This window comes from Prevotella fusca JCM 17724 (assembly GCF_001262015.1).
In the GTDB taxonomy this organism is placed as follows: Bacteria; Bacteroidota; Bacteroidia; order Bacteroidales; family Bacteroidaceae; genus Prevotella; species Prevotella fusca.
The window spans coordinates 1,485,418-1,501,949 of the sequence record NZ_CP012074.1; the positions used below are offsets into that span (position 1 = coordinate 1,485,418).

At 47.1% G+C, this 16,532-nt stretch carries 14 protein-coding genes and 1 pseudogene; 9 read left to right on the forward strand and 6 right to left on the reverse strand.

Annotated elements, in window-relative coordinates:
• Window positions 1–132: 132 nt before the first annotated feature.
• Together ADJ77_RS06120 and ADJ77_RS06125 are read right to left on the reverse strand one after the other, a co-directional pair.
• Entirely contained in the window at window positions 133–747 is a 615-nt protein-coding gene (locus ADJ77_RS06120; protein ID WP_025077690.1) for a glutathione peroxidase, read from the reverse strand.
• Between the two features lie 410 nt (window positions 748–1,157).
• Window positions 1,158–1,850, reverse strand: a complete 693-nt coding sequence (locus ADJ77_RS06125) for an SIR2 family NAD-dependent protein deacylase (protein ID WP_025077689.1) — start codon at window positions 1,848–1,850, stop codon at window positions 1,158–1,160.
• 260 nt (window positions 1,851–2,110) lie between these two features.
• Here ADJ77_RS06125 and ADJ77_RS06130 point away from each other — a divergent pair, with 260 nt between their 5' ends.
• The 6 genes from ADJ77_RS06130 to ADJ77_RS06155 all read left to right on the forward strand — a co-directional run bounded on the left by ADJ77_RS06130 (window position 2,111) and on the right by ADJ77_RS06155 (window position 8,842).
• The gene (locus tag ADJ77_RS06130) at window positions 2,111–2,716 is read left to right on the forward strand and encodes an FKBP-type peptidyl-prolyl cis-trans isomerase (protein WP_025077688.1); all 606 of its coding nucleotides are present in this window, start codon (window positions 2,111–2,113) and stop codon (window positions 2,714–2,716) included.
• Window positions 2,717–2,805: 89 nt separating this feature from the next.
• Window positions 2,806–3,711, forward strand: coding sequence for an FKBP-type peptidyl-prolyl cis-trans isomerase (locus ADJ77_RS06135; RefSeq protein ID WP_050696145.1), 906 nt, complete (start codon window positions 2,806–2,808; stop codon window positions 3,709–3,711).
• A gap of 507 nt (window positions 3,712–4,218) precedes the next feature.
• On the forward strand, window positions 4,219–5,229 hold the full coding sequence (locus ADJ77_RS06140; RefSeq protein WP_025077687.1) for an FKBP-type peptidyl-prolyl cis-trans isomerase: 1,011 nt from the start codon (window positions 4,219–4,221) through the stop codon (window positions 5,227–5,229).
• A gap of 170 nt (window positions 5,230–5,399) precedes the next feature.
• Window positions 5,400–5,867, forward strand: a complete 468-nt coding sequence (locus ADJ77_RS06145) for an Lrp/AsnC family transcriptional regulator (protein WP_025077686.1) — start codon at window positions 5,400–5,402, stop codon at window positions 5,865–5,867.
• A 51-nt stretch (window positions 5,868–5,918) separates the two neighbouring features.
• Complete coding sequence (locus ADJ77_RS06150; protein ID WP_025077685.1) at window positions 5,919–7,781, forward strand: gamma-glutamyl-gamma-aminobutyrate hydrolase family protein; 1,863 nt, start codon at window positions 5,919–5,921, stop codon at window positions 7,779–7,781.
• A gap of 44 nt (window positions 7,782–7,825) precedes the next feature.
• The gene (locus ADJ77_RS06155; protein WP_025077684.1) at window positions 7,826–8,842 is read left to right on the forward strand and encodes a M28 family peptidase; all 1,017 of its coding nucleotides are present in this window, start codon (window positions 7,826–7,828) and stop codon (window positions 8,840–8,842) included.
• Window positions 8,843–9,615: 773 nt separating this feature from the next.
• Here ADJ77_RS06155 and ADJ77_RS06160 read toward each other — a convergent pair.
• Together ADJ77_RS06160 and ADJ77_RS13760 are read right to left on the reverse strand one after the other, a co-directional pair.
• Window positions 9,616–10,251, reverse strand: coding sequence for a DUF4294 domain-containing protein (locus ADJ77_RS06160; RefSeq protein WP_050696146.1), 636 nt, complete (start codon window positions 10,249–10,251; stop codon window positions 9,616–9,618).
• Between the two features lie 497 nt (window positions 10,252–10,748).
• Window positions 10,749–10,940, reverse strand: a complete 192-nt coding sequence (locus tag ADJ77_RS13760; RefSeq protein WP_042740806.1) for a hypothetical protein — start codon at window positions 10,938–10,940, stop codon at window positions 10,749–10,751.
• On the opposite strand from ADJ77_RS13760, the gene ADJ77_RS06165 reads away from it, so the two are divergent.
• Window positions 10,939–12,147: a porin gene (locus ADJ77_RS06165; RefSeq protein WP_050696225.1), complete on the forward strand. Its 1,209-nt coding sequence runs from the start codon at window positions 10,939–10,941 to the stop codon at window positions 12,145–12,147. The two genes, ADJ77_RS13760 and ADJ77_RS06165, sit on opposite strands and share 2 nt — an antisense overlap.
• A gap of 203 nt (window positions 12,148–12,350) precedes the next feature.
• Window positions 12,351–13,763, forward strand: coding sequence for an aspartate ammonia-lyase (locus tag ADJ77_RS06170; protein WP_025077683.1), 1,413 nt, complete (start codon window positions 12,351–12,353; stop codon window positions 13,761–13,763).
• Window positions 13,764–14,096: 333 nt separating this feature from the next.
• On the opposite strand, the gene ADJ77_RS06175 is transcribed toward ADJ77_RS06170, so the two are convergent.
• Entirely contained in the window at window positions 14,097–15,026 is a 930-nt protein-coding gene (locus tag ADJ77_RS06175) for a DUF7017 domain-containing protein (RefSeq protein ID WP_025077682.1), read from the reverse strand.
• Window positions 15,027–15,128: 102 nt separating this feature from the next.
• Window positions 15,129–15,440: pseudogene (locus tag ADJ77_RS13250) on the reverse strand (hypothetical protein).
• Window positions 15,441–15,983: 543 nt separating this feature from the next.
• Here ADJ77_RS13250 and yfcE point away from each other — a divergent pair.
• The gene (yfcE, locus tag ADJ77_RS06185; RefSeq protein ID WP_025077680.1) at window positions 15,984–16,523 is read left to right on the forward strand and encodes a phosphodiesterase; all 540 of its coding nucleotides are present in this window, start codon (window positions 15,984–15,986) and stop codon (window positions 16,521–16,523) included.
• Window positions 16,524–16,532: the final 9 nt, after the last annotated feature.

Below are 16,532 nucleotides of genomic sequence, written 5' to 3' on the forward strand. Positions count from 1 at the left end.
AAGAACGATAAACAAAGCCGGCTGACACTTGGTGCGTGTCAGCCGGTTTTGTCTTTTTGATTATTAGGCTTATTGGACTTGTTGGACCAATCAGGCTAATCAGCACAATAAGCCCCATTGACCTAACAGCCTTTATTTCATCTTCAATGCAGCCTTGACACCAGCCTCTACGTCTTTCATGTCAGCAGTAGGTTCAAACCTGTCAATGACATGTCCCTGACGGTCAATGAGAAACTTCGTGAAGTTCCATTTGATACTTGGGTCCTTAGCATAGGCAGGATTCTCCGCACGGAACTTCTCATCGAGGAACTTACCGATGCTACTATTCAGGTCGAAGCCCTTGAATGGCTGTTGAGCCTTCAGATAGGTGTAAAGCGGTGATTCGCTCTGCCCGTTGACATTGAGCTTTGCAAACTGTGGGAAAGTGGTCCCGTAGTTGCCTGTACAGAAGGAGTGAATGTCGCGGAACGTGCCCGGAGCCTGTGCACCAAACTGATTGCAAGGAAAGTCAAGGATGACGAGTCCTTGCTTCTTATAGGTCTCATAGAGTTTCTGTAACGCCTCATACTGCGGTGTAAATCCGCATTTTGTCGCCGTATTGACGATGAGCAGCACCTTGCCCTTGTAGTCCTTTAACTTGACGGTACGCTCGTTTCCGTCCTTTACACTAAACTTGTAAACGTTCTTCTGAGCCATGACAGATACTGCCATGAGGGCTAAGAAGAGAAGTGATAATAGTTTCTTCATAAATTTAATCATTGCTACCCACCTCCATCTTCCCCACGAATATGGGGCTTGAAATGTTATGTGGGTCATCTTTCAAGTGTTTTGTTTGATATGTTTTACTTCTGTTTCTACTATTGTTTCCCGTTAAGAGGATTGTCACCAGGCATTTATAACATGATTACAAAGCGTTTGTAATACCATTACAAAGCACTTGTAGTATGATTACAAAGCGTCTGTAATACCATTACAAAGCATTAGTAACATGTTTCCCAACCAGTGGGAAGATGCGAAAACCATCCGGACTCCATTCCGAAAGACCGTATAAAAACCTTGGAAACAGGCTGATCACAATCTTTCCAATATGTCAGCCCCTTCTCCTTTGGGAAGATATACAGGCTGGACCTGGGAGCAGAACTTCAGCAGACGGGACCTCACAACAGCCTCATCAGCTCTTTCATTCCCTCGCTGGCACCTTTCTTGATATGCGTCACACGCCCTGAACCACTGACAGGTGCATCATCGGGATCAATGAGGTAGATGGGAGTTCCCGGACGGGCATACTGTACAAGACCGGCTGCTGGATAGACATTCAGCGACGTACCGATGATAACGAAGATGTCAGCCTGTGCTGCTTCGGCGGCGGCAGGTTCTATCATGGGGACAGCTTCGCCGAAAAAGACGATGAAAGGACGCAGCAGACTGCCGTCACCAGCCCGTGTCCCCAGGGCAACCTCACAGTTTTCCGGTGGCAATTCCTGTATGTAACGGCTGTCATAAGGCTCATTGCTTGAGCAGACCTTTGTCAGTTCTCCATGCAGATGGATGACCTTTGCAGAGCCAGCCTTCTCATGAAGATTATCAACGTTCTGCGTGATTACGGTCACCTCATAGGCTTTCTCAAGCTCCTTGATGAGGCGATGACCTTCGTTAGGTTTGGCAGCATAGAGCTTTTTACGCAGGTTATTGTAGAAGTTGTTGACCAGTGTAGGGTCAGCTAACCAGCCCTCATGGGATGCTACCTGCTCAACAGGATAATCCTCCCATAGTCCGTCATTGCCGCGGAAGGTCTTGAAACCACTCTCCACAGACATGCCGGCACCTGTTAAGAATACGATTCTCTTCATACCTTTTCTCCTTTTATGCGTCGGGAAGTCGAGGACACCAGAGACGGTCACGGGGAGTTATGGCAATGTTCCTGATGACAGAAGCCTATGCTGAAGACACTCTTGTGCAGCCTTGCCAAGTCCCCGGCCAACCTCTCCAATCTCCATGTATTCCTCACGTTCTCTACCACAAATTTAGTTATTTTAATTCGATTAATGCAATACTATACCTTAAAAATAGTATCTTTGCACATTAATTATTAATAATATCAAGAACTATAATGGACAAATTAAGCTACGCACTGGGTATCGGTATCGGTTCACAGCTCGCAGGAATGGGCGCAAAGGAACTGAATATCGACGACTTCGCACAGGCTATCAAGGATGTTATTTCAGGTTCAGAACTGAAAGTTGACAATGCAGAGGCACAGAAACTCGTACAGAACTTCTTTCAGGAGCAGGAAGCTAAGCAGCAGGCTGCAGCAGCTGAGGCTGGTAAGGCAGCAAAGACAGCAGGAGAGACTTTCCTTGCTGAGAACGGCAAGAAAGATGGCGTCGTAACCTTGCCATCAGGTTTGCAGTATCAGGTTCTGAAGGAAGGCAACGGCAAGAAGCCTTCAGCTACAGACCAGGTTGTATGTCACTATGAGGGTACACTGATTGACGGTACCGTATTCGATAGCTCTTACAAGCGCAACCAGCCGGCTACATTCGGTTTGAACCAGGTTATTGCAGGCTGGACAGAGGGTGTGCAGCTCATGCAGGAGGGTGCCAAGTACCGTTTCTTCATCCCTTATAACCTTGCATACGGCGAGCGTGGTGCCGGTGCACAGATTCCCCCTTTCGCAGCCCTTGTCTTCGATGTTGAGCTGATTGAAGTGAAGTAAGGAATTATGTGTAGGCAGTTTCAGACGAAAATCATCGTCCATCATCGCCTGCCCTGATAATATTCTTAAGAAACTAAACAATTAAAATAATGAAGAAAATTTATTTATTGGCCGCTATGGCTATCGCAGCTGCAGGTTTCACCGCCTGTGGCAACTCCGCTCCAAAGGAGGAAATGAAGTCTGATGTTGACTCTTTGAGCTACGCATTCGGTGTTGACCAGGGTCAGAGTGTCAAGCAGTATCTCCAGCAGATGCAGATTGACACCGCTTACATCGATGAGTTTATCAAGGGTATGAACGACGGTGCACAGAACGCAGAGGACAAGAAGCGTGCTGCTTACAATGCCGGTATCGGTGTTGGTATGCAGATGAACATGATCATCAAGCAGCAGATTAACCGTCAGATCTTCGGCGAGGACTCTACCAAGACCATCTCTCTGAACAACTTCCTCGCTGGTTTCGCAGCAAGTGCAAAGGGTCAGGGACAGAAGATGACCGTTGAGCAGGCTCGTGAGATTGAGCAGAAGACTTCAAAGGCTATCCAGATGAAGGCTGCTGAGAAGACTTACGGTGCCAACAAGAAGAAGAGCGATGCTTACATGGCTGCCAACGCAAAGAAGGAAGGTGTGAAGACAATCGGCCAGGGTGTGCAGGTGAAGGAGCTGAAAGCTGGCTCCGGTGCTACACCAAAGGCATCTGATGTTGTCAAGATTAACTATGTCGGTAAGACCATCGAGGGTAAGGTTTTCGACCAGCGTGACGGCGCAACAATGCCAGTTGGCGGTGTTATCCCAGGCTTTACAGAGGCTCTGACCAAGATGCCTGTAGGTGCAAAGTGGGAGATTACCATTCCTTACACAGCTGGTTACGGTGCTGAGCAGCCAAGTCCAGACCTCAAGCCATTCTCAACACTCGTGTTTACCGTTGAGTTGCTCGGTATCGAGAAGGCACCTGAGAGCGCACCGGCTATGCCTCAGACAAAGCCAGGAATGTAATAACCGGGGGTCGGTGAGTCTTCCTTTTCCCTACGGAAGAGCATCTGCTGCAATCCTCCTTAACAATGGATGAAGAATTATTTTCATAAAAAGAAATATTTTTCATCGTGAAAAGAAATATTTTTCATCGTGAAAAGAAATATTTTTCATCGTGAAAAGAAATATTTTTCATCGTGAAAAGAAATATTTATTCTCATGAAGATAATTGTTTATTTTCGTGAGAATAATTCAGTAATGATGCACTTGCGTAGCAGAAAAGGGAGACGCTGATGTGCTTTTCCAAGCTCATTATTCATCGAACTTACACCTGGGAAAAGGGCTTAAAGCCATAAGAACATTATAGAAAGAATATAAAGGAGGGTGATTGTGTTGGGACAGACGCATCCCGTCTGTCAACAGATGTACCATATCGGGGCAGACAGACAGGGGCATCTGTCCCAACTGATAATATTCATGTCATGCACCCTCTACAATTGAAATCATCTTTTCTTTAAAAACGACAGTACAATGAAGAAGATAATAATGCTGGCACTGCTCATCGCAGCAGGTTCAGCCTTCAACTCTGCAAGTGCTCAGAGCAAGAAGAAAGACAAGAAAGGAAAGCAGAAAACCGTATGCGAGATGGTTCGCATCGTGCCACAGACAAGTCTGGACACACCTTCTGATACATTGAGCTATGCGGCAGGTATGGCGATTACCCGTGGTCTGAACGATTACCTCGCCAATCAGTTCGGCGTGAAAGAAGCACAGATGCCCGACTTCCTGCGCGGTCTTCACCAGGGCATTGAGAACCGCAAGGACTCTGCCTTTGCTGCTTACGTTGCCGGACTGATTATCAGTTCACAGGTCGAGAAGAGCATGCTGCCTAATATCGTAGGAAAGTTTGAGGGCACATCCTCTCCTATCAACACAGAATTGCTCTATAGAGGCTTCAAAGATGCTATGGCAAAGGACACTACTTTCCTCAAAGTGGATGAAGCAAGCAGGATATTTGAGAAGAAGCAGGTTGAGCTGAAGGCACAGAAGGAGGCTGAAGCAAAGGCTAAGAACGAGGCTTACTTGGAAGAAAACAAGAAGAAGGAGGGGGTCGTAGTACTTCCTGACGGACTCCAGTACCGCATCATCACAAAGGGTAATGGTCCTATACCGAAGGAAACTGACCGTGTACAGGTTATCTATGAAGGCAAGACCATCGACGGAAAGGTGTTCGACGCAACTTCACGTCATGGTGTAGAGTTCGATACGTTTAATGTTGGCGGACTCATCGAAGGCTGGACAGAGGCTCTGCAGATGATGCCTGTCGGGTCAAAGTGGGAGATTGTCATTCCACAGAACCTTGCATACAAAGAGAAAGGTGCTGGTCGCGACATTGCTCCATTCTCAACGCTTATCTTCACTCTCGAGCTCAAGGGCATTGAAGCAGCAGCGGAAAAGGAAGCAAAGGTAATGGATGCTGCAAAGCTGGTTCCTGCTAAGAAAGTTCCTGCCAACAAAGGCAAGAAGACTGTAAAAAAGTAAGATAAAAGCCGTGAAATACTGTTCTCTTGCTTAAAATAAAAACAAAATGCGCCTTAGTGGCGCATTTTTTATGTCATTTTGTTGCTTGTTCCATATTAATTCCCTACTTTTGTTCGCAATCAAATCAAGCTCTGAATAATAGAACACATAATAATATATAACCATAGAACATGGAAAAAGTAGACCGATTGGATAAGAAGATATTAGGTATCCTCTCACAGAACGCACGCATGCCTTTCAAGGATGTAGCTGCCCAATGTGGTGTTTCGCGTGCTGCCATACACCAGCGTGTACAGCACCTCATTGAAAACGGTGTCATTACAGGTAGTGGCTTTGATGTCAATCCCAAGAGTTTAGGCTATACAACCTGCACCTATGTGGGACTTAATCTTGAACGTGGCTCAATGTACAAGAAAGTGGTTGAGCGCATCAGTGCCATCCCGGAAGTGGTAGAATGCCACTTCACGACAGGTCCTTACACAATGCTTGTCAAACTGTATGCCAAGGACAATGAGCAGCTGATGGACCTTCTCAACAACCAGTTGCAGGGGATTTCGGGCGTAGTCTCCACGGAGACGCTCATTTCCCTTGAACAGAGCATCAAGCGTGAGATACCTATTGCAGAAGAACTGTTCTAAACTCTTCCGCCATCTATCAACGATAAACCGACCATTCAAAAAAGAATAAGAATGCAGTATAATCTTCAGTCGCATCTCGATAAGGTATATTCAACCTTCCCCGAAGCAAAACGCAAACCTGTAATCGGTATCACTACCAACTTTACTGACGGCGATGCTACGATAAGGGATGTCTATTATAAACAGGTGGTAGCAGCGGGTGGAATCCCGGTGCTCGTCCCTCCTGTCGCTGATAAGGATGTGCTTGTCAACACTCTCGACCATCTTGACGGTCTTCTCCTTACGGGTGGAGGCGACATCAACCCGCTTTGGACTGGTGAAGAGCCCTCTTTGCACCTGCATAACATCAATGCCGAGCGTGATCTGCCCGAACTGATGATTACCCGTCTGGCGTTTAACCGCCAGCTGCCTATCCTCGGTATCTGCCGTGGTGTCCAGACCCTTGCTGTCGCTTTGGGTGGAACAATACAGCAGGATATCTACGAAGACTATATAAGGACGGATGAAACGGTTGAGAAGAAGCTGAGCAAAGACAAGACGATAACCACCTTTCACGCTGCAACACTGAAACATTCGCAGGACGCTGAACGCAGTGAGGCAACACACAGCGTGACGGTTACGAAGTCATCTGTCCTCTATGCGCTCTATAAGGAAGAACGCATAATGGTCAACACGTTCCATCATCAGGCTGTGAAAGACCCCGGCAAACGTTTCCGTGTGACGGCTCTTTCGCCCGATGGTGTCATTGAAGCCATCGAAAGTACAGAGTTCAAGCCTGTCATGGGAGTGCAGTGGCATCCCGAATGGATGGGTGAAGAGGGAGGAAAACTCTTCCAGTGGCTGGTCGGACAATCCAACAACTTCTATCTTGCCAAGCAGCTTCACCAGCGTATCCTTACGCTTGACACACACTGCGATACGCCAATGTTCTTCCCACAGGGTGTCCACTTCGACCAGCGTGACCCACGTATTCTCTATGATCTCCATAAGATGACGGAGGGAAGACAGGATGCAGTGACGATGGCAGCATACCTTCCACAGCCAAAGATTGGCGAGTCTTTCTCCTCAAAGATTGATGTCGAAGGACTTAAACGCTTCAATCCTGACCTCGTAGAGACGCTGAACCATCTTTCACCAGCAGTCTATGCCGACCTTATCTTCGACAAGATTGAGGACATCGTAAAGCAGAATCAACGCTATATCAGTATTGCCCGCACGCCTTCCGACCTCTATGAGGACAAGCGCAAGGGCCGTAAGAGCATCATGTTTGCCATCGAGAACGGTCTTGTGCTGGAGCATAAACTCGAGAATGTCAAGCACTTCGCACAGCGTGGTGTGACCTATATAACCCTCTGTCACAATGGTGACAACGACATCTGCGACTCTGCACGGGGCTGCAATACCCATGGTGGTGTAAGCAAATTCGGTGAAGAGGTCATCAGGGAGATGAACCGCAACGGTATAATGATTGACTTGAGTCACGGCGGTGAGAAGAGTTTTTATGACGCATTGGAGCTCAGTACGATGCCGATTGTATGCAGTCATTCCAACAGTAAATTGCTTTGTGACGTTCCCCGTAACCTTACCGACGACCAGATGCGTGCGTTGGCAAAGAAGGGCGGCGTGGCACATATCACGATGTACAAGGGCTTTCTGAGGAAAGGTGGTGAAGCAACTGTCATGGATGCCATCGCCCATCTTGAACATGCCATCAACGTCATGGGCATCGACCACGTAGGTATCGGCACCGACTTTGATGGTGACGGAACCGTCCGGGGTATGGCTGATGCCAGCGAAATGATTAACTTTACCCTCCATCTTCTGCGTCGCAAGTACAACGAACGTGATATAGAGAAGATATGGGGAGGCAACTGGCTGCGTGTAATGGCACAGGTACAGAGTGTGAGGAAGTAATATCCTGATCGTCTATCATCGCTTAATATCGATTATAATAGAAAATGAAAGCTAATATAAAACTCCTTTTCGGCTGCCTCCTGGCAGCCTCTCTGGCAACCGTTTCCTATGGCTGCAAGGGAAAAGCAAGCAACAACGACAATGCATCTGATACTGTAGCTACGGCAAAACCTGTGGGTCCTGCGTTCAATGCTGACTCTGCATACGCCTTCACTGCGGCACAGTGTGAGTTCGGACCACGTCTGATGAACTCTGCAGCACACGAACAGTGCGGCAAGTGGATAGTGGAGAAGTTCAAGCAGTATGGCTGTGAGGTGCAGGAACAGAAAGCCGACCTCAACGCCTATGACGGTACGATACTGAAGTCGACAAACATCATCGCACGCTTCAACCCGCAAGCGAAGAAACGCATACTGATCTGTGCACACTGGGACAGTCGCCCTTGGGCTGACAACGACCCGGACTCAACTAACCACAAGAAGCCGGTTATGGCAGCCAATGACGGTGCCAGTGGCGTAGCGGCAATGCTTGAGCTGGCACGCCTGTTGCAGGCTGACAAGAAGCTGACAGTGGGTGTTGACTTCGTTTGCTTTGATGCTGAAGACTGGGGAATACCACGTTGGGAGACAGGATACCAGGATACAGGCGACTCCTGGGCATTAGGAGCACAGTACTATGCAAAGAACTTCCCGACCGCTGTCAAGCCTGAGTTCGGTATTCTTCTCGACATGGTAGGCGGCGAAGGTGCACAGTTCTATCGTGAAGGAATGTCGGTACAGTTTGCACCAGACATCGTGAACCGTGTCTGGGAGGCAGCAAAGGCGGCCGGATTCGGCTCTTACTTCCCTGATACAATAGGTGGAATGGTTACCGATGACCATGTTCCCGTGAACCAGTTTGCTGGTATTCCTACGATTGACATCATTCCTTACTATCCTGATTGCCAGCAGAGCTCTTTCGGTCCGACATGGCATACCGTCAACGACACCATGGAGCATATTGACAAGAACACGCTGCAGGCTGTCGGTCAGACCGTAATACAGGTGCTTTACACGCTGTAATGGCAGTTGCTCCCCACCCCTTAGGGACGGGAAACAGCATTATCTCAGCCGCAACTATCATAACAGGGACGCACCGTTTGTGCGTCCCTGTTATTTTTTATCGGTAATATCGTGACAGACCAGTAATATATTGCAATGTGATCAGCCCTTAACACCACATTTGATGGGCAACGACACATCGCTTAAAGATGAGAGAAAAAGTCCATAATTGAACCTATAAGATATATTGTGAGCCACCAATAACTAACTTTTTATGGGAAGTGTTTACCCTACAGAACCAATGAGGATACAACCAGTTTTCTGTAAGTTCAGACTTCCAATGAGCTATCTTGCTTTATACTGAACTTAAGGTTATGTAACTTCTTGTCCGAAACTATGAAATATCTTTACGCAAATTACTGTCTGCCTTACATTAAAACAGAGATAAAAAAAGCAAGGAGCGCATGCGCACAACCATCAGTAAATCAGAAGATTATAATAACTTGTTAAAAACAGATGCTTAATTGCACTTCAATTAAGCACTACTTCGACTTCAACTAAGCACTAATTGAACGTCAATTGGGCGTTAGTTGGATGGCAATTAAGCGTCAGTAATTTTCCGGACATGAGCTTATTTTTACATAGTATCTATTATGGCTGATACCTGAAGGCGGATAACCGGTTATCCTTCCCTTCTCAGATTCCTTTGCGTTCATCCCCCTCTTTTGTCCTCTATGCCTCAATCGTCTTACCGTCACCACACCCTTGCTGTCGCATCGAAAGGCATAGGTAGGTTACAACTGTCCAGCCTCAACCTGCAAGACTATGCGCTCCACGAGCCTGTCAGCTCCTTTCGGGTCATACCGTTTCTTCAGACTACTGCCGAAAGCCCACGCAAATGCCTGATAGAAACCTGCACGCACAGGACCGAGGAAAGCCTGTACGAGTTCGTAGGATGTTGAGTTGCACTCACGGTCAACGAGCTTGATGAGCAGTTTTCCTTGTGCGAAATTCAGCTTCTTCATACGAGGCTTATACGTGTTCCAAATGTCTTTCTCCACACGCTTCATGTGTTCGTCACGTTCTTTTTTTGAGGGGATAGTCTCGAGATAGGCACCTGTTTCAAGGATAATCTGATGACATTCCTTGGCTATCGGCAACACTTTCTTGATGTTGTAGACCAGCCGGTAATATGCAGCTTCCTGTGATTTGTTCTTGAAATCCAAGGGAGGGAAGACGTAAACCTTGCTTGTACGGACATATTGTATGCTGTCTGCACCCACCTTTACCTTACCGATGTGAACCATAGGCACAAACGTTGGTGAGTCCATATCCACCACACGGTCTTCGGGGTTGATATGTTCCTGTGCCGTTGCAGCTGTAGAAAGCAACAGCAGCGCACCGAATATGAAAAGCAATCGTTTACTCATAACTACCATAAAAAGTGCTGCAAACGGGCATGAAGGGGCTGAATCCGATTGGAAAACAAGACTCCAGCGTCCGTGGACAAAGCCTGACGGCAGACGCACGAGCATGTATTCTAGCAATGATTCACAGTGGATTATCCTGTCATAGCCCCACTTGCCGGGTGCAGTTTACTCTTTGCAAAAGTAGCGATTATTTCTGAAGTCTGTCATGTTTTTAATAATAATTTGTCATTTTATCGGTACTTATATCCATTGTCCTTCGATGTTTTTCGGAGATGAAAGGCTGTTGTCGCCTGTTATATTCAAGAATTCTGACGGCTCAGAACATAGTTCTCGGAGGTACTTCACCAAGGGATAATCTCTATTCTCTTCCTATCAAAGTGTCACCACCATAGTCTTGTTTTGCAATTAGCAGCCCATGGTGGTTGCGTTATGACGCTAAAGAATGTTAAACCAGTAGCTTTTGTTTGCGTTATCTGGGAAAGCTATTGATATTTTTCCTACTTTTGTGATATGAACCCATTGCACAGGAAACAGTGCTTCCGAGTAGGACTACGGCTGTACTCATAGCAGGACTGCTTCGCTTCTGCCACCAGCCGGCTGTTCTGTGTGTATCGGGTATCGTCCATGAACGCCCAGCCCACGTCTGAGACTATCCTTTTGAAATAACTGATGAAAAGATTGAATGACATGAAAAAGACTCTGTTATGTGCCTGCCTGTTTGCTCTTTCTTTGGGAACAAACGCCCAAGACAACCACGGTTATGGAGCCAATGACGGACAATTCAAGTCACTTGCTGAAGAAATTGCCGACTTGAAGAAGAGCAATGACATGTTTAATGTCTACATCAACTATGCAGCTGACGTGCAGGCACAGGCTGATGCAGAGCACAAATGGAGCACTGGCTTTACCAACAGGGAGCTTCGTCTGGAAATAAAAGGTAACCTGACCGACAGGCTTTACTACCGTTTATGCCACCGATTGAACAAATCCAATGATGCAAAAGGGGGAGACAACTTTGCCAAGGCAACGGATATTATGATGGTTGGTTACAAGTTTTCTGACCGATTCAAGCTCGAAGTGGGTAAGTTGTGTCAGAGTCTCGGAGGCTTTGAGGTTGATGAAAACCCGATATATGTCTATGAATTCTCCGACATGACAGGGTCGCTTGACTGCTATATGGCTGGTGTGGCAGCATCCTATAAGCCTGTCCCATCGCAGGAATTCGTACTGGGTGTGACCAATTCACATAACGAGAAGTTCAGCGAGGTGTATGGTGATAACCCCGTAGCCATCGAGGGCAACGGTACACATAACAGGGTGTTGGAGAAGTCGCGCAACCCTCTTGCATACTGTGTGAACTGGAACGGCAGCTTCATGGACGACAAGCTGCAGACCCGCTGGTCATGGGGATTGCAGGGAGAAGCACGCCACAAGTACAGCAGAATACTCATACTGGGACAGAAACTGAAACTGGACAGGCTTCAATGCTACTTTGATTACATGCGTGAATACGACGGAGTCGACCGCTTGGGATTAGTGTCAAACGAGGCAGCAGCCCTCTTTCCTGCCCCCGGAGGTACCCAGGTATGGCTCAGTGATACTGACTACAACTCGTTCGTGACAAAGCTCAACTGGCAGTTTGTACCTCGGTGGAACCTCATGCTGAAAGGAATGTATGAGACTGCCAGCGTTAAAAAGATTGACCGTCTCAACAACTTCCGCAAGAGCTATGGCTATGTTGGCAGCGTGGAATATTATCCGGTAAAGAGTCAGGACCTACGTATCTTTCTCGCTTACGTGGGCAGGAAGGTGGATTACAAGGAGGGTATCGGACTGAACAAGTACAATACCAACCGCATAGAGCTGGGATTCATGTACAGGCTCAAGGCTTATTAAAAGCAAGGGAGGGCACATGTAAGCCTTCATAGAAGCGGAAGTCAGAAGCAAAGGCAGGGTTCTTACGATTGTAACAACACCTGCCGGAGAACACACAAGTCCGTGCGTCCCGCCCTTTTGACACATCCTCATGGAAACAATATATTAACCATTCTCATCCATAAGGAAAGAGAGTGACAACTCTAACTTTATCAATTAGAATCATGGAAGAAAAGAAATTTCGTGTAGAAAGCGACCTCTTAGGTGAGCTTCAGGTTCCTGAAAAGGCTTATTATGGTGTGCAGACACAGCGTGCCATCAACAACTATCACATCTCACGCAAGCGCATGTGTGACTATCCTGACTATGTTGTCGCTATTGCTTACGTCAAGCTGGCTGCAGTTGAGACCAACCGTCAGCTCGGTGAGTTCAGCGATGAGGTTGCTGATGCAATGGCTCAGGCCTGCCGTGAAATCATCAACGGCAAGATGCACGAGGACTTCGTTACCGACATGGTACAGGGCGGTGCCGGCACATCGGTCAACATGAATGCCAATGAGGTTATTGCCAATCGTGCCTGTGAAATCATGGGACACAAGAAAGGCGAATTCCAGTACTGTTCTCCTAACGACCATGCCAACTGCGGACAGTCAACAAATGACGTCTACCCGACAACTATCCGCCTGACATTCATCCTCCTGAACAAGAAGCTGACGACCTCTTTGAGCCAGCTGATTGCAGCCTTCCGCAGAAAGGGTGAGGAATTCAAGGATGTCATCAAGATGGGACGTACACAGTTGCAGGATGCCGTGCCGATGACAAGCGGACAGGAATTCAATGCCTATGCCAACACCTTGGAGGAAGAAATTGCCAACCTCAACCGCAATGCAGCACTTCTGCATGAAATCAATATGGGTGGTACAGCCATCGGTACAGGTCTGAATGCTGCCCCGGGCTTCCCGAAGATCTGTGCTGAAAAGCTCAGCGAGCTTACAGGCATGGAGTTCTTTGCAGGCAACGACCTCGTTGAGGCTACCCCTGACACTGGTGCATACGTAAGCTATTCAAGTGCCTTGAAACGCCTGGCAGTCAAACTCTCCAAGATTTGCAACGACCTCCGCCTCATGGCTTCTGGTCCTCGTTGCGGTCTGAATGAAATCAACCTCCCGCCGATGGCACCAGGTTCAAGTATCATGCCGGGTAAGGTGAACCCTGTCATCCCGGAGGTAACCAACCAGACCTGCTTCAAGGTTATCGGCAACGATACGACTGTCATGATTGCTGCCGAGGCTGGTCAGCTGCAGTTGAACGTAATGGAACCCATCATCACAGAGTGCCTTATCGAGGATCTCACATGGCTGCCGAATGCCATGGATACCCTCCGTGAGAAGTGTATCGACGGCATTACCGTGAATAAGGAGCGTTGCCTTGAGATGGTCAAGAACTCCATCGGAATCGTGACTGCACTGAACCCATACATCGGCTATAAGAACAGTACGAAGATTGCCAAGGAAGCCCTTGCTACCGGCGGTTCTGTCTACGACCTCGTACTTGAACATAAGTTGCTCTCCAAGGAGAAACTCGATGCCATCCTGTCACCGGAACACATGATTGCATCAGAGGAACGAATCAAGTAACAGACGTTTCTACTGTGGTGCAGAGTGGCAGCATATAACCGCCTCCTTGCATCCTTACAATACCGAAGATGCTGTATCCAAAACGTGGATACAGCATCTTTCTTTTTTACGTAGGCAGCAGAATCAGCCTTATACAGCATACGGAACACCTCTTCCAACGTCTGAAACCGACTTCTCCTGTTGTAATTTCTCCCCGTACTGGGCTGCAAAGATGAATTATGTTCATGAAGAAAAAGAATTCTTTTCATGAAAAAAAATATTTTTCTTCACGTAAATAAATATTTCTTTTCATGAAAAGAATTCGCATGCAATGCTCTTTCCCGACAAAGAAAGCTACCTTGTGAGTTCCTTCAGCACCACTTCCTGCTCTCTGTAGAAGCTCTTTTCATCAGCCTCCGATACAGGGGTGACCTCAGCCAGACTTGCTGCAAGGTTCTGCATCCTCCATGTAATGGAATATCCCAACTGCTTGCGCACGGCAATACATTTGTCCAGTTCGTAGCGGGCACGGGCTTTATCCCTGCCGAAAAGCAGCCCTGCAAGCGTGAAGCGCATGCGCTGCCGGAACTTTTCCTCACGTTGTGTCGCGATTGCCTTACACAACAACGCAATCTTGTAACGATTGTCATCGACGAGCTCGGACATTTCTTGGAAGAGATAGGACCGCCGGTGCTTACCGATAAGGTGCATGTAAATGTTTATCGCCTTATCCTTCTTGCCCATAATCCGATATATCATCGCCTTGTAACGCTGGTTGTTCATGTTGTAAGGACTGTGCTTCAATGCCTCAGCCAGTATCGGTGCAGCCTTGAGTGCCATCTCAACCGTAGGCTTGCTCTCAACCTCCTTGAACACTTTTCCAACAACACGCATACCGATTGAGGGGACAGGATGCCCGTCCCCCTGTCCCATTATCCAGTCATCCTCCGTCAGACGGATGATGTCCCATTGTGTAATGAAGTCGAGCATGGAGAAACCCGGATGATGGTCGAAGACCAGTAAGGCAGCACGCATCATGGCACTCTGTCCTTTCAGGTCCCTGTCGTCCATCGTCGGGTAGAGCCTCATCAGACTCCTGAATATCTTATATGCCTCCTCCAGACGGCGTTGCTGGTAGCGGAGCTTCATCATATCCACGCCTACCCAGAACATGGCAATCGTGGTGTAATGCCCTTTGTGCACCGCATACATGGGCAGAACGGCAGCGTATGCCTCCTCTGTCCGCCCCTGTTTCCGCAGCTCAAAGATGTCCTTTACTTCCATAATATTAAAATTAAAGAAAGCAGATCCCCAAAGCCGAAACAACATATCCGGCTCCAAGGTCTGCTTTTTTATTTATGAACTTTACTAATCAATTCCTGATGGTTACTGGTTGGTTACGGTCAAACTGCCTGACGTATCAGGGTTCGGTTTACAAGCCACATTGTTGTGCGTCTCATACTCAAGGATGTAGAAGTTCATCTACGGACACACATAGCCTTTCTTTGAGTTAATCTGGGAAGAGACTTCATAGTTCGTATTATCCTTCCGACACACCTGCAGTGCAAGCGGCTTATTATCGAAATAGGTAATGCCCTCGTCAACGACAACTCCCTTGGATGTAAACAACTGCTGGGCAAAGCTGATCATAGCAGACAGCATAAACAGGGTACATAAAATGAGTCTTTTCATATTCATAAGGAAGGGCTTTATTATTACAATCAAGTTAGGTTATCTGTAATAGGCTTTCATGTCGCAAATATAACTAAAAGTTTCAAACAAACAAATTAAATCAGATGAATTATTTAAAAAAGGCATTTAGCACCTTTTAAGCTACAAAACAACAGATACGCAAGGGTATAGCGGATAATCAATGTCATCTTATCATACAATAACAAGCAGGATAAATCACACATAATGCCTACAAGCCAACATCTCTTTCAAAATGAAAAGTAATACTTTCTGACAACTTACAATCTGCCAGCAGACCTTAAAAGCACATTCTACAAACTCCGCATCCAATGAAGTCAGCCATAAGCCATCCTGTCATTTGTTCCTTTCTGCACTTATCCTTTGCTCCTTCAGCAGCATAACCTGCATTATTCATTCACGAAGAAAGCGGCATCCGCCTGCCCGAAAGACAAGAAACCCACAAAAGTAATTTACAGAACATACCTGAATTAAAAGATTATACGAGAAAATAACACTACCTTTGCCGAAGAAACAATCAATTTGAAGGAAATGAAATATCTATTGGTATCAGACATCCACGGATGTCTGCCAGCACTGGAGAAGGTGCTTCAGTTCTACGACCGTGAGCACTGCGACATGCTCTGCATCCTCGGGGACATTCTGAATTATGGTCCTCGCAACTCCATTCCAGAGGGAATTGACGCCAAGGGAATAGTGGAAGCACTGAACAGACGTGCCAATAACATTGTAGCAGTACGTGGGAACTGTGATGCAGAGGTAGACCAGATGCTGCTTGATTTCCCAATGATGGCAGACTACCTGATGCTGGTTGACGAAGGACGGAAGCTCTTTCTGACTCACGGACACGTATATAACAAGTCATCGATGCCGAAAGGAAGCATCGATGCCATCGTATATGGACACACGCATCTCTGGGAACTTACGCAGCAGGATGGCGTCCTCGTGTGTAATCTTGGCTCTATCACCTTCCCCAAAGGTGGGAATGTGCCAACATTCATGACATACGAGCATGGTGTCTTCACAGCTTACACACTGGATGGGAAGCCCTTGAAACAGGAGAGGATATAGGATTAATGG

What these genes read in the sequence shown, in the direction of transcription:
- ADJ77_RS06125 (WP_025077689.1), bottom strand. Translation starts at nt 1,850, where the DNA reads ATGAAGAGAATCGTATTCTTAACAGGTGCCGGCATGTCTGTGGAGAGT.
- ADJ77_RS06175 (WP_025077682.1), bottom strand. Translation starts at nt 15,026, where the DNA reads ATGGAAGTAAAGGACATCTTTGAGCTGCGGAAACAGGGGCGGACAGAG.
- ADJ77_RS06130 (WP_025077688.1), top strand. Translation starts at nt 2,111, where the DNA reads ATGGACAAATTAAGCTACGCACTGGGTATCGGTATCGGTTCACAGCTC.
- ADJ77_RS06135 (WP_050696145.1), top strand. Translation starts at nt 2,806, where the DNA reads ATGAAGAAAATTTATTTATTGGCCGCTATGGCTATCGCAGCTGCAGGT.
- yfcE (WP_025077680.1), top strand. Translation starts at nt 15,984, where the DNA reads ATGAAATATCTATTGGTATCAGACATCCACGGATGTCTGCCAGCACTG.
- ADJ77_RS13760 (WP_042740806.1), bottom strand. Translation starts at nt 10,940, where the DNA reads ATGTCATTCAATCTTTTCATCAGTTATTTCAAAAGGATAGTCTCAGAC.
- ADJ77_RS06150 (WP_025077685.1), top strand. Translation starts at nt 5,919, where the DNA reads ATGCAGTATAATCTTCAGTCGCATCTCGATAAGGTATATTCAACCTTC.
- ADJ77_RS06155 (WP_025077684.1), top strand. Translation starts at nt 7,826, where the DNA reads ATGAAAGCTAATATAAAACTCCTTTTCGGCTGCCTCCTGGCAGCCTCT.
- ADJ77_RS06120 (WP_025077690.1), bottom strand. Translation starts at nt 747, where the DNA reads ATGAAGAAACTATTATCACTTCTCTTCTTAGCCCTCATGGCAGTATCT.
- ADJ77_RS06160 (WP_050696146.1), bottom strand. Translation starts at nt 10,251, where the DNA reads ATGAGTAAACGATTGCTTTTCATATTCGGTGCGCTGCTGTTGCTTTCT.
- ADJ77_RS06165 (WP_050696225.1), top strand. Translation starts at nt 10,939, where the DNA reads ATGAAAAAGACTCTGTTATGTGCCTGCCTGTTTGCTCTTTCTTTGGGA.
- ADJ77_RS06140 (WP_025077687.1), top strand. Translation starts at nt 4,219, where the DNA reads ATGAAGAAGATAATAATGCTGGCACTGCTCATCGCAGCAGGTTCAGCC.
- ADJ77_RS06145 (WP_025077686.1), top strand. Translation starts at nt 5,400, where the DNA reads ATGGAAAAAGTAGACCGATTGGATAAGAAGATATTAGGTATCCTCTCA.
- ADJ77_RS06170 (WP_025077683.1), top strand. Translation starts at nt 12,351, where the DNA reads ATGGAAGAAAAGAAATTTCGTGTAGAAAGCGACCTCTTAGGTGAGCTT.